Annotated in this window: 11 protein-coding genes and 1 riboswitch; of the genes, 4 read left to right on the top strand and 7 right to left on the bottom strand. The window is 67.1% G+C overall.

Translation table 11 applies throughout. The features are described from left to right. Positions 1-19 precede the first annotated feature (19 nt). The 6 genes from ruvA to HV798_RS21720 all read right to left on the bottom strand — a co-directional run bounded on the left by ruvA (position 20) and on the right by HV798_RS21720 (position 5,474). Positions 20-592: a Holliday junction branch migration protein RuvA gene (ruvA, locus tag HV798_RS21745; protein ID WP_025136819.1), complete on the bottom strand. Its 573-nt coding sequence runs from the start codon at positions 590-592 to the stop codon at positions 20-22. A gap of 94 nt (positions 593-686) precedes the next feature. Next, entirely contained in the window at positions 687-1,235 is a 549-nt protein-coding gene (gene ruvC / locus HV798_RS21740; RefSeq protein WP_175190816.1) for a crossover junction endodeoxyribonuclease RuvC, read from the bottom strand. Beyond that, positions 1,235-2,824 (bottom strand): bifunctional phosphoribosylaminoimidazolecarboxamide formyltransferase/IMP cyclohydrolase, encoded by a 1,590-nt coding sequence (gene purH, locus HV798_RS21735; protein ID WP_025136821.1) that lies wholly within the window; start codon positions 2,822-2,824, stop codon positions 1,235-1,237. The genes ruvC and purH overlap by 1 nt, the downstream gene beginning before the upstream one ends. Before the next feature lie 99 nt (positions 2,825-2,923). Continuing rightward, positions 2,924-3,163 (bottom strand): helix-turn-helix domain-containing protein, encoded by a 240-nt coding sequence (locus tag HV798_RS21730; RefSeq protein ID WP_006217670.1) that lies wholly within the window; start codon positions 3,161-3,163, stop codon positions 2,924-2,926. Between the two features lie 36 nt (positions 3,164-3,199). Beyond that, a complete protein-coding gene (gene dusB / locus HV798_RS21725) occupies positions 3,200-4,222 on the bottom strand; it encodes a tRNA dihydrouridine synthase DusB (RefSeq protein ID WP_175191109.1) in 1,023 nt (340 codons plus the stop codon). Positions 4,223-4,304: 82 nt separating this feature from the next. After that, positions 4,305-5,474, bottom strand: a complete 1,170-nt coding sequence (locus tag HV798_RS21720; protein WP_175190817.1) for a UbiH/UbiF/VisC/COQ6 family ubiquinone biosynthesis hydroxylase — start codon at positions 5,472-5,474, stop codon at positions 4,305-4,307. Between the two features lie 80 nt (positions 5,475-5,554). On the opposite strand from HV798_RS21720, the gene HV798_RS21715 reads away from it, so the two are divergent. Continuing rightward, positions 5,555-6,019: a TM2 domain-containing protein gene (locus tag HV798_RS21715; RefSeq protein WP_175190818.1), complete on the top strand. Its 465-nt coding sequence runs from the start codon at positions 5,555-5,557 to the stop codon at positions 6,017-6,019. 28 nt (positions 6,020-6,047) lie between these two features. Here the strand turns inward: HV798_RS21715 and HV798_RS21710 are convergent, their stop codons facing one another. Further along, on the bottom strand, positions 6,048-7,391 hold the full coding sequence (locus HV798_RS21710) for an aminopeptidase P N-terminal domain-containing protein (RefSeq protein ID WP_175190819.1): 1,344 nt from the start codon (positions 7,389-7,391) through the stop codon (positions 6,048-6,050). A 134-nt stretch (positions 7,392-7,525) separates the two neighbouring features. Next, a riboswitch (yybP-ykoY riboswitch) is annotated at positions 7,526-7,688 on the top strand. A 79-nt stretch (positions 7,689-7,767) separates the two neighbouring features. On the opposite strand from HV798_RS21710, the gene HV798_RS21705 reads away from it, so the two are divergent. From HV798_RS21705 to mgtA, 3 genes are all read left to right on the top strand, one after another. Then, entirely contained in the window at positions 7,768-8,772 is a 1,005-nt protein-coding gene (locus HV798_RS21705; protein WP_175190820.1) for a sodium:calcium antiporter, read from the top strand. A 455-nt stretch (positions 8,773-9,227) separates the two neighbouring features. Continuing rightward, positions 9,228-9,560, top strand: a complete 333-nt coding sequence (locus HV798_RS21700; protein WP_029953673.1) for a hypothetical protein — start codon at positions 9,228-9,230, stop codon at positions 9,558-9,560. A gap of 422 nt (positions 9,561-9,982) precedes the next feature. Next, the gene (mgtA, locus tag HV798_RS21695) at positions 9,983-12,784 is read left to right on the top strand and encodes a magnesium-translocating P-type ATPase (RefSeq protein WP_175216499.1); all 2,802 of its coding nucleotides are present in this window, start codon (positions 9,983-9,985) and stop codon (positions 12,782-12,784) included. The last annotated feature ends 34 nt before the right edge of the window (positions 12,785-12,818 follow it).

The raw sequence follows: 12,818 nt of genomic DNA, 5'->3' as shown, positions 1-12,818 counted from the left end.
CCGGTCCGCTTGACGCCGTTCAGCGCACCAGCGACTTCAAGGCCTGCTTGATACCGTCCGACACGCCCACGCCTTCGGGCAGCGTCTTCAGGGCGGCCAGCGATTCTTTCTCGGAATAGCCCAGCGCCAACAGCGCGTTCAGGATGTCGGACTGATTGTCCGGCGTAGCGTGCGAGGCGGCGCCGATGTCCGCGCCCAGCTTGCCGCGCATTTCCAGCAGCAGGCGTTCGGCGGTTTTCTTGCCGATGCCCGGCACGCGGGTCAGGCGGCCCGATTCCTGCAAGGTAATAGCCTGGGCCAGGTCGGCCACCGACAGGCCCGACAGCACCGACAACGCCGTGCGCGCGCCGATGCCGCTGACCTTGATCAGCTCGCGGAAGGCGCTGCGTTCGCCGGCCGTGGCGAAGCCGTAGAGGATGTGGGCGTCTTCGCGCACCGTCAGGTGCGTGTACAGCGTGACGCGCGCGCCGGTTTCCGGCAGCGAGTACAGCGTGCTCATGGGCACGTCGATGTCATAGCCCAGACCGTTGACGTCCACACAGACGGTGGGCGGCAGTTTTTCGATCAGGGTTCCGGTAATGCGTCCGATCATGGGGCGATGGCCTGGCAGAAGAGGGGGCCGCGAAAGCCGCGGCGAATGCCGGGATTCTATACGGGTCCGTACGGCGCGTGGGCGCCGGGGGGGCTCAGCCAATCAGGCGGCCGTTGCGGATGCGCGTCTTGCCGCTCATGCGCAGGCTGGTGCCCAGGCGTTCGAGCTTGTCCTGCAGCGGACCCACGTGGGCGTGGCAGATGGCGCAGGCCAGCGCATCGGCCGAGTCGGGGGCGGGGGTGCCGTCCAGCGCCAGCAGGTGCTGCACCATCATCTGCACCTGTTCCTTGGCCGCGCGCCCGGTGCCCACCACCGCCTTCTTGATCTGCAATGCGGTGTATTCGTGCACCGCCAGCGAGCTGTCGGCCAGCGCGCATAGCGCCGCGCCGCGGGCCTGGCCCAGCAGCAGGGTCGAGGCGGGGTTGGTGTTCAGGAAGACGATTTCCAGCGCGGCCACGTCCGGTTGCGTGTCGCGGGCCACCTGGCGCAGGTTGTCCAGGATGACCTTCAGGCGTTCGGACAGCGTCAGCGCCGGCGGGACCACGATGGTCCCGCTGGCCACATAGCGCAGCCGCGAGCCGTCGGCATCGATCACACCGAAGCCGGTGCGGCGCAGGCCGGGATCGATGCCGAGGACGCGCATCAGTGGCGGAAGTGGCGGGTGCCGGTCAGCACCATGGCGATGCCGTGCTCGTCGGCCGCGGCGATGACTTCATCGTCACGCATGCTGCCGCCGGGCTGGATCACGCAGGTCGCGCCTGCCGCCACCACCACGTCCAGGCCGTCGCGGAACGGGAAGAACGCGTCCGACGCCACGGCCGAGCCCTTCAGGGTCAGGCCGGCGTTTTCCGCCTTGATCGACGCGATGCGGGCCGAGTCGATGCGGCTCATCTGGCCGGCGCCCACGCCCAGGGTCATGCCGCCGCCGACGAACACGATGGCGTTGGACTTGACGTACTTGGCGACCTTCCAGGCGAACGCCAGGTCGCTCATTTCCTGTTCGGTGGGCTGGCGCTTGGACACGACCTTCAGCGCTTCGCGCGGCACGTTGTAGGCGTCCGGGCTTTGCACCAGCCAGCCGCCGCCCACGCGCTTGACGTCGAAGGCGTTCTGGCCCGTGCCCATCGGCACTTCCAGCACGCGCACGTTCTTCTTGGCGGCCAGGATGGCCAGCGCGGCGCCGTCATAGGCCGGCGCCAGCAGCACTTCCAGGAACTGCGCGCTGACGGCTTCGGCCGTGGCGGCGTCCACCGGACGGTTGAAGGCGATGATGCCGCCGAAGGCCGACGTCGGGTCGGTCTTGAACGCCTGCTGGTACGCGCCCAGCGTGTTGGCCGCCACGGCTACGCCGCAGGGGTTGGCGTGCTTGACGATGACGCAGGCGGGCGCTTCGAAGCTGCGCGCGCATTCCCAGGCGGCATCGGCATCGGCGATGTTGTTGTACGAGAGTTCCTTGCCTTGCAGCTGGCGGTAGTTGCCCAGGAGGCCGGCCGAACGCTGCGCGTCGACGTAGAACGCGGCGGTCTGGTGGGGGTTCTCGCCATAGCGCAGCGCCTGTTCCTGCTTGACCTGCAGGGTCAGCGTGCCCGGCCATTCCTGGCGGGCCGGCACGGCGTCCTGCGCGGGCTCGGCTTCGGTCAGGCTGGTCAGGTAGGCGGCGATGGCGCCGTCATAGGCCGCGGTGTGGGCGTAGACCTTGGCGGCCAGCGCCAGGCGCAGGCCGTACGAGGTAGCGCCGCCGTTGTCCATTTCGGACAGCACGCGCGAGTAGTCGACCGGGTCGATCACGACCGTCACGCCACCGGCTTCGGTGCCGTGGTTCTTGGCGGCGGCGCGCAGCATCGCCGGGCCGCCGATGTCGATGTTCTCGACCGCGTCGGCGAACGTGCAGTCAGGCTTGGCGACCGTTTCACGGAACGGATACAGGTTGACCACCAGCATGTCGATGCGATCGATGCCCGCCGCCTTGATGGTGTCCATGTGCTCGGCGCTGTCGCGGCGAGCCAGGAGGCCGCCGTGAATCTTCGGGTGCAGCGTCTTGACGCGGCCGTCCAGGATCTCGGGCGAGCCGGTGTGGGCGGCCACTTCGGTGACGGTCAGGCCGGACTCGGCCAGCAGCTTGGCGGTGCCGCCGGTCGACAGCAGGCGCACGCCACGCGCGGCCAGCGCGCGGGCAAATTCAACGATGCCGGTCTTGTCGGACACCGAAAGCAGGGCGGTTTCGATTTTCATGGTGAGGGACGGGAGTGGGGCGCGTACGCCTTTCTCGCTTCAGGTCGGGATGGAAAAACGGGGAAGGGACGGGCCGGCGGGCCCGGCCTCAAGGCAACGCTATACCTGGATGTTATGAGCCAGCAGCTTCTTGCGCAGGGTGTTGCGCGTGATGCCCAGCATTTCGGATGCCCGCGACTGGTTGCCGCCCGACCGTTCCAACGCCACTTCAAGCACCGGGCGCTCCACGCAGCGCATCACCATGTCCCACATATCGTGGGGCTCGGATTCACCCAAGTCTTCGAAATAGCGCTCCAGGCTGGCGCGCACGCATTCTTCCAGGACATCTTTCTTGCTCATTTGAGTACAGATATTTTTATGTTGGTGTTGAGGCGGTTATGCCGCCAGCAGGGCTTTCGCGACAGGCGCCGGGTTGTTGCCGTCGCGAGAAATAGTGAGAAACCAGTCCGACACCGCCCGCCACTGGTCGCGGGTGTTGTCGATGAGGTTCATGCGGTCGCGGAACGAGTCCGCATCCGGCAGGCCGTCCAGATACCATCCTATGTGCTTGCGCGCCGTGCGTACGCCGGTGTGTTCGCCATAGAAGCGGTAGTGGTCGTCGAGATGTTCGAGCAGCAGTTCGCGCATTTCCCCATAGCTGGGAGGGGCCAGTGTTTCGCCCGTGCGCAGGTAGTGGTCGACTTCGCGGAAGATCCAGGGACGGCCCTGGGCCGCCCGGCCGATCATGACCGCGTCGGCGCCAGTGTAATCCAGGACGCGTTTGGCTTTTTCCGGCGAGTCGATGTCGCCGTTTGCGATCAACGGAATCTTCAGCTCGGCGCGGACGGCGCGGATAGTGTCATATTCCGCCTCTCCCGTATAGAGGTCGGCGCGCGTTCGTCCGTGCAGTGTCAGGGCGGCGATGCCGGCGTTTTCGGCCATCCGGGCCACGCGCAGGGCATTGCGGCTGTCGCGGTCCCAGCCGGTGCGGGTCTTCAGGGTGACCGGCACGCCCAGCGGCGCGCAGGCCTCGACCACGGCGTCCAGGATGCGGGCGATCAGGTCTTCGTGGCGCAGCAGGGCCGAGCCCGAAGCCACGTTGCAGACCTTTTTCACCGGGCAACCCATGTTGATGTCAATGATGCGCGCGCCCTTGTTGGCGTTGAACACCGCCGCCTCGGCCATCATGGCCGGGTCGGCGCCGGCGATCTGCACCGACACCGGGGCGATCTCGCCGTCGTGGTTCAGGCGGCGCGAGGTCTTGACGCTATCCCACAGCTTGGGGTTGCTGGCGGCCATTTCCGAGACGGCATAACCCGCCCCCAATTTCTTGCAGAGCTGTCGGAAAGGACGGTCCGTCACGCCCGCCATGGGCGCGACAAGAACGTTGTTGGGAAGGGTCCACGGGCCTATGCGCATGCTCACATTTTAACCGGCTCGATCGAACCCTCTTTTTCGTCCTGCAACAGCTTGGTAACAAGTGGACGAAAAACAGGGGCGATCAGGCGCGGAAACCCGTCAGCAGATGTTGCGCCAGCGGCGCCCGCAGGGGCGCGGCCAGGTCCAGCCCCAGCAGGGCCAGGCCACAGGCGTGCTCGACCGGCGCCAGGCCGGTGGCGAAGATGCGCGGCATCAGGTCGGTCAGGCCGGCCGTCACCACGCGGTCGAACTGGCGTGCGCGGCCGAAATCGGCCAGCGCGGCGGTGGGGCTGGCGTTCGGCTGGGCCAGCCAGCCGCCCAGCGCCTGGGCCAGCCGTGCGGCGTCGCGCAGCCCCAGGTTCAGACCCTGGCCGGCCACGGGGTGCAGCGTCTGCGCCGCATTGCCGATGGCCGCCACGCGGCCTTGTACCAGCGCGCGACGGGCGCTGAGCGCCAGGGGAAAGACGTGGCGCGGCGCGTGGCACGACAGGCGTCCCAGGCGGTCGCCGAAAGCGGCGGACAGCGCCTGCGAGAACGCGGCGTTGTCCAGCGCAGCGAGTTCGGCAGCGCGTTCGGGCGCGCTGCACCAGACCACGGAATAGGCGTCGGGAAGTTGCGGGTGCGGCAGCAGCGCCAGCGGGCCCTCGGCGGTAAAGCGTTCCCATGCCCAGCCGCGGCGCGGCAGGGTGGCGTGGGCGGTGGTGAGCAGGGCGTGCTGGCCGTAGTCGCGCCGCAGGTCGCTGGCACCGGCGCCGTCGGACTGCACGGCGATGCGGCAACTGAGCGCAGTGTCGCCCTGGCTGATGCGCACGCCGTCGCCGTCCTGGCCGTCGATCTGGGCCGGGGGGCCGGACAGCAGCGTCACGCCGCTGGCGGCCACGCGTTCTTCCAGCCTGGCGTGCAGCGCCGAATACGCGACCACGCAGCCCAGTTGGGGCACGTCGAAATCGGTGTGCTGGATGACGCTGCGGCCCAGGCGGCCGCGCTGCGACACATGAATATTGAGGATGTCCGCCGCCTTCGCGGGCCAGGCGTTCAGGGATTCCAGCAGCACCCGGCTGCCGTGGTTCATGGCCAGCACGCGGGGATCGGCCGCGGGGATGGCGGCGTCGGGCGTGACCGGTGCCGGCGATGCGCCGGCCAGCAGCGCGATGCGGGCCGGGTCCGGCGCCACGCGTGCCAGCATCAGCGCCAGCACCCGGCCCACCGGGCCGGCGCCAAGAATCGCAATATCGAAGGCGGAGATAGTCATGCCCGGATTTTACCCGTCCACTACAATCCGGGGCAGCCGGCGCGGCTTGGCGCCAGGGACCTTTCTACCGGTTGAACGACATGACGCAGCTCGAGGCTTCTTCTTCGATTTCCGCCGCCATCGCCCGCCGTCCGCGCGGCAAGGTCGCCGTCGGCCTCTTGGCCTGCCTGTTCGGCTGGCTGGGGGCGCACTGGTGGTACCTGGGCCGCCGCCACGCCTGGCTGGTGACGGCCGTGGCGCTGGTCAGCCTGTTCTGTGCGTTCCGCTACTACCCGGTCTGGTGGGACAACCCCGCCTTCTTCGTGCTGTTCATCCCCATGATCGACGGCTTCATCGAAAGCGCGGTGTTCTCGCTGATGCCCGACGAGAAATTCGACCGTCTCTACAATCCGGGCCTGCCGCCGTCCAGCAAGACGGGCTGGGGCCCGGTGCTGGTGGCGATCCTGGCCTGCCTGATCGGGGCGACGGTGTCCATGTTCGCCATCGCCATGGTGGTGGTGTACGTGTGGGTGGCCATGGGCTGGCTGGATGGCCTGACGCTCTGACGTTCTGCCGTCGCGATCCCGGCCGGCCCTATTCGCGCATCAGCGCCTCGATCTCGCTGGCCTGCACCGGCACGCCGCGCGTGATCAGCTCGCAGCCTTCGTCCGTCACCAGCGCATCGTCCTCGGTGCGGATGCCGATATTCCAGTAGGCCTCGGGCACGTCGTCGGCCGGGCGCACATAGATGCCCGGCTCGATCGTCAGCATCATGCCGGCCTGCAGCGTGCGCCAGGGGCGGTCGGCGCCATGTCCGGCGCCCGGCTCGCGGTAGTCGCCCACGTCGTGCACGTCCAGGCCCAGCCAGTGGCCGGTGCGGTGCATGTAGAAGCGGCTGTAGTCCCCCGATTCGATCACGCCATCCAGCGAGCCCTTGAGCAGTTTCAGGTCCAGCATGCCCTGCGCCAGCACGCGCACCGCGGCCTCGTGACCGTCGTTCCAGCCGCGCCCGGGCGCGGTGGCCTGCGCCGCGGCCTCTTGTGCGGCCACGGTCAGGTCGTACAGCGCGCGCTGCGGTCCGCTGTAGCGGCCGTTCACGGGAAAGGTGCGGGTGATGTCGCTGGCGTAGCTGTCGACCTCGCAGCCGGCGTCGATCAGCACCAGGTCGCCATCGCGCAGGACGGCTTCGCCGGCAGGGTAGTGCAGCACGCACGCATTGGCGCCCGCGGCCACGATGCTGTTGTAGGCCACCGCCTGCGCGCCGTGGCGGCGAAATTCATACAGCAGTTCCGCTTCCAGTTCGTATTCGCGCATGCCGGTTCGCGCCACGCGCATGGCGCGGGCGTGGGCGCCGGCCGAAATCTTGGCCGCCCGGCGCATCGCGGCGATTTCCGAGGGGTCCTTGATCAGCCGCATCTCGGCCAGGATGGGGCGGATGTCCTGTTGCCGCTGCGGCGGCGTGTGGCCGCCGCGGCTGGCCTCGCGTGCAGCGGCCAGCCAGCGGTGCAGGCGGCCGTCGGTGCGCTTGTCACCGGCCAGCGGCGCATACAGCGTCGGCTGGTCCAGCAGCAGCTTGGGCATCAGTTCGTCCAGGGCGTCCAGCGGCTGGGCGTCGTCGAACCCGAAATGCTCGGCCGCCGCCTCAGGGCCGAAGCGGTGGCCTTCCCAGATTTCATGTTCGATGTGGCGCGGGCGGCAGAAAAGCAGGGCGCGGTCGGTGGCGCCGGCCACCAGCACCAGCCAGGCGCCGGGTTCGGTGAAGCCGGTCAGGTAGAAAAAGTCGCTGTCGTGGCGATACGGGTATTCGGCGTCGCGGTTGCGGATGGCTTCGGGCGCGGTGGCCAGGATGGCGATGCCGCCTCCGTCCGCGCGCATCCGGTCCATCAGGCGCTGGCGCCGGGCGGCGAAGGGGGCGATGTCGTCGGGAGGCAGGCTCATGGGTAATGGGCGCAGGGCGCCGGCGGGAAGCTGGAATGCCATTTACTTTACTCGCCGTGCCGCCGATGCGACAGTGCGGCCGCATTCCCGCCCGCGGCGCGCGGATTCACTGGACTGTCATGCGGGCGCTGCTACAATCGCGGCTCTGTCATTGGGGAGTAGCCATCCTTTGTCCCCAAAGGAGTTAGCGTCAACAGACTTGGTGGTTCGGTACCGCGTAGCGGTTGCCAGAACTCCATGGCGCTAACGGTCTTCGTGTCGCGGCCCGCCCGCGCACGAATCAGCCAGGCGAGACCTTTGGCCGCGTAGCGTTCACCCTAGCCGGGCGAGCCGTTGCGTCGCGCCAATTGGTTTCCGCTCGTCCGGCTGCGTCTATATGTTGCTCACCCTTTTCCTGTTTTTCCTGTCCGCGGCAGTGATCTATTTCGCCTGCGAATTCTTCGTCAATGGCGTCGAATGGGTCGGACATCGCTTCCATCTGGGCGCCACCGCCACCGGCACCGTGCTGGCAGCCTTTGGCACCGCCTTGCCCGAAAGCGCCGTGACCTTCATGGCCGTGGTCTTCGGCGACACCCCCGAACAGAAAGACATCGGCGTCGGCGCCGCCATGGGCGGCCCGCTGGTGCTGGCGACCCTGGCCTACGCCGTCGTCGGCTTTGCCCTGTGGCGCGCGCGCCGCGGCCAACCCGCACAGGCCAACTGTATCAACGCGGACCAGCGCCGGCTGGCCCGCGACCAGGCCTGGTTCATGGGCATCTTCGTCTTCAAGGTCGGGCTGGGCCTGTTGGCCTTTGCCTGGAAGCCCTGGCTGGGCATCCTGTTCCTGGCCACCTACGGCCTGTACATCAAGCGCGAACTGAGCAACGACGAGGAAACCATCGACAGCGAAGACCTGGAGCCGCTCAAGCTGCGTCCGCGTGATGACAATCCGTCCATGTTCTGGGCGGCCACCCAGACCATCCTGGCGCTGGTCGTGATCGCGGGCGCCTCGCACGTGTTCGTCAACCAGATCGAATTGCTGGGCGTGGCCATGGGCGCGTCGCCGCACGTGGCGGCCTTGCTGCTGGCGCCCGTCGCCACCGAACTGCCCGAGATCATGAATGCGCTGATCTGGGTGCGCCAGGGCAAGGAACGCCTGGCGCTGGCCAACATTTCCGGCGCCATGATGATCCAGGCCACCATTCCCAGCGCGCTGGGCATCTTCATGACGCCCTGGCTGCTGGATGGCCCGCTGTTGGCGGCCGGCCTGTTCACCATGCTGTCCATCAGTCTCTTGTGGCTGCGTTTCCGCCGTTCGGTCATGAGCGTGCCGGCGCTGTCCGCGGTGGGCGGTTTCTACGCCTTGTTCGCGGCCTACCTGGGCTGGCATTTCTACGCCTGACGCAAGGTCTTGGTGCAGGGGGGATTGCAGGCCGCAAGCGGTCTGCGTCCTTTTTCACACAAAGCGGGCCTTTTCTATCCCTAAACCTTGTCCATCAGTGGAAACCCGCGTAAAATTCCGCTGTTATCCATCTCAGGAGCAGTCTTCGTGAATACCGATTCCGGCGAAAGTAGTCGATCTTGCATCGACGTCGCTGTTTAACAGGTCCACGCAGAACTCCGTCTGCCGCAGCCTGTTGAACAGGTTGCGGTTGTATCCCAAGCCCCAGGCAGCATCCGGGGCGGCAGCGCAAGCCCACGGCTTGCCGGGATTCTCCCCCAACATCATCCGCCAGAACCGCCGCTAGTCGCAGCGCCAGCGTTCGCGCACGTCTTTTTCGTGCCCGCCCGCCCAGCGCCGTGCGTGTGTGCGCGCGTATCCACGATACCGCTCCCCATTTTGCAATGGAGGTCGTTATGCGTTTCTTCGACTTGTTCCTGCGCCGCGCAGGCGTAGACCGTGCCACCGCCCTGGGCCGCCGCCGCGGCACCTCGCGCCTGACGGTCATCTGTCCGCGCGACGAGCTGGGCGCCCTGCGCAAGCAGATCTGCCTGGATTTCAGCGCCGCCGGACTCGACGTTTCGCAGGTGCAGATCGACCAGGGCACCGACCCCGGCATGGCCTCGGCCTGCATCACCGTCAATTGCCCGCCCGAACTGCGCGGCGAGCTGATGTCGCAGGCCCGTCGCCTGAGCGCCAACCCCGCCGTGCGCCACGTGCATTTCGGCGCCCAACCGCTGGCGGCCTGAATCCGCCCCTATTCACCCAGGAGAGACCATGCCCAGTGCCATAGACCCCGAGCCTCGATTGCGCCACGTGCGTGGCGCCCGCTTGCCTGTCTGACCTGTCCTCTCCTTGCGAGCCGACTGGCCGGATAGTCTCCCGGTCCGTACGGAATCCGCAGCCCTGAACCTCCGGCCAGGCCCGCCCCGCGCGCGCCCGTTCCGCCGGCCCCGGTTCTTCCGCTAGTTTCCCGTTCCGCTTCACGCACTCCCGGCGCGCCCATCGACGCGATCCGGACACCGGCAACATCGCCCCGGTGCCTGCGCACGCCTGTACGTGGCGGATTCGGCCTGTCTTGCACAGGTCGTGGCCCCGTGCTGCCTGCGATCCGGCCCGGCTGCCTGTCGTCCGTGTCTCCCAGAACAACACCAAGAACACGAGCACTCCGATGTTTAAATTCCTCAAGACCTTTTTCTCTTCCGCCGCCGGGCTGCGGCGGTCGGGGCGCCACTTCCGGCGTTCCCCCATGCTTGAAGGCACCGGCCAGGCGGTGGCCGCTACCGCCTCCGACGCGTCGCGTCGTGCCAACCGCCGCATGCTGGATGTGTCCCGCATGGACTTCGATGCGCTTTTTTCCCTGTTTCGCAGTGGCCGGGGCGGCCTGTCGGAAGTCCAGGCCGACGAGGCCCGGGCGCGCTACGGCGCCAACGAGGTCGATCACGAAAAGCCGCTGACCTGGTATGCCCACCTGTGGCAATCCTTCCGCAATCCCTTCAACCTGCTCCTGACGGGCCTGGCCAGCCTCTCCTGGGTCACCGACGTCTACATGGCCGAACCCGATGACCAGTCCTGGAAGGGCGTCATCATCATCGGCTCGATGGTGGTGATCTCGACGTTGCTGCGCTTTGTGCAGGAACGGCGCTCGAATCGCGCTGCCGAAACCCTGAAGGCGATGGTGCAGAACACGGCCACCGTGTTGCGCAGCGACGCGGCCGGCATGGCCGAGGGCGATGCCCGGCGCTTTTTCGGCGCCACGCTGCACGCATCCGGTTCGCGCCAGATCGAAGTGCCGCTGGCCGAACTGGTGCCAGGCGACGTGGTGCTGCTGTCCGCGGGCGACATGATCCCGGCCGACTGCCGCATCCTGGGCGCCAAGGACCTGTTCATCGCGCAGGCGGCCTTGACCGGTGAATCGCTGCCGGTCGAAAAGTACGCCGTGCAGCGTGTCGACACCGCCAACGCGCTCGAACTCGAGAACATGGCCTTCATGGGCACCAATGTCGTCAGCGGGTCCGGCAGCGCCCTGGTGGTGGCGACTGGCGCCGGCACCTATTTTGGCCAGTTGGCGGGCCGCGTGACGCAGACCTCGCGCCTGCCCACGCAGTTCCAGCAGGGCATCAACCGCGTGAGCTGGGTGCTGATCCGCTTCATGCTGGTGATGGCGCCGATCGTGCTGCTGATCAACGGCTTCACCAAGGGAGACTGGCTGGAAGCGCTGCTGTTCGCGCTGGCGATCGCCGTGGGCCTGACCCCGGAAATGCTGCCCATGATCGTCACGGCCACCCTGGCCAAGGGGGCGGTACGGATGTCGCGGCGCAAGGTGGTGGTCAAGCGGCTGGATGCCATCCAGAACCTGGGCGCCATGAACGTGCTGTGCACCGACAAGACCGGCACGCTGACGCAGGACCGCATCGTGCTCGAGCGCCACACCGATGTGTATGGCGCCACCAGCGACGACGTGCTGGCCTATGCCTACCTGAACAGCTACTACCAGACCGGCCTGAAGAATCTGCTGGATGTCGCCGTGCTGCGCCATGCCGAGGTCGAGCGCAAGCTGGACCTGGCCGCGCGCTATCGCAAGATCGACGAGATTCCGTTCGATTTCTCGCGCCGCCGCATGTCGGTGGTGGTCAGCGAAACCGAAAACGGCCGCGAACACCACGAGCTGATCTGCAAGGGCGCGCTGGAGGAAATGCTGTCGGTCTGCACCCGCTTGCGCGTGGGCAACGACGTGCACCTGCTGACGGACGCGCGGCGCGCGGACATTCGCCGGGTCACTGCCGACCTGAACCGCGACGGGTTGCGGGTCATTGCGGTGGGCGTGCGCGAACTGCCGCCCACGCAGCAAGCCTATGGCGTGGCCGATGAATCCGACCTGGTGCTGGTGGGCTATATCGCCTTCCTGGATCCCCCCAAGGAATCCACGGGTCCGGCGCTGGCCGCGCTGCGCGATTCCGGCATCGAAGTGAAGGTGCTGACCGGCGACGTCGAACTGGTGACGCAGAAAGTGTGCCGCGAAGTGGGGTTCGAAGTTCGCAAGGTCTACCTGGGCGACCAGATCGAGGCCATGGACGATACCCAGCTGGCCCTGGCCGTGCGCGAGGCCAACGTCTTCGCCCGCCTGACCCCGGCGCACAAGGAGCGCATCGTCCATATGCTGCGGACCCAGGGCAATACCGTGGGCTTCATGGGCGACGGCATCAACGACGCGCCGGCCCTGCGGGCTGCCGACGTGGGCATCTCGGTGGACTCGGCGGTCGATATTTCGAAGGAAGCCGCCGACATCATCCTGCTGGAAAAAAGCCTGATGGTGCTGGAGGATGGCGTGATCGAAGGCCGCAAGACCTTCTGCAACATGCTCAAGTACCTGAAGATGACCGCCAGCTCGAATTTCGGCAATGTCTTCTCGGTGCTGGTGGCCAGCGCCTTCCTGCCGTTCCTGCCGATGCTGCCGATCCACCTGCTGCTGCAGAATTTGATGTACGACATATCCCAGACGGCGATTCCGTTCGACAATGTCGACGAAGAGCTCCTGAAAAAGCCGCAGCAATGGGACCCGGCCGGCCTGGGCCGTTTCATGGTGTTCTTCGGCCCCATCAGTTCCATTTTCGACATCGCCACGTACGCACTCATGTGGTACGTCTTCCAGGCCAATGCGCCTGAGCACCAGACGTTGTTCCAGTCGGGCTGGTTCGTCGAAGGACTGTTGTCGCAGACGCTCATCGTGCATATGATCCGCACACGCAAGATCCCGTTCCTGCAAAGCCGTGCCGCCTGGCCCCTGATGGCCATGACGGCCATGGTCGTCGGGCTGGGGCTGTTCCTGCCGTTCTCGCCGCTGGCGGGGTACTTTCAGCTGCAGGCGCTGCCCTGGTCCTACTTCCCGTGGCTGGCAGGGATCCTGTTGAGCTACTGCGTCCTGACGCAACTGCTCAAGGGCATCTGGGTCCGCCGCTACGGCTGGCAATAGTCAAACCGAACCACCTGGCGGCGGGCAGGGCGCC

The sequence above is a fragment of the Achromobacter deleyi genome (assembly GCF_902859705.1).
Classification (GTDB): Bacteria; Pseudomonadota; Gammaproteobacteria; order Burkholderiales; family Burkholderiaceae_B; genus Achromobacter; species Achromobacter deleyi.
The sequence above is the reverse complement of the archived record's forward strand: the minus strand, read 5'-3'. Positions and strand labels throughout refer to the sequence as shown.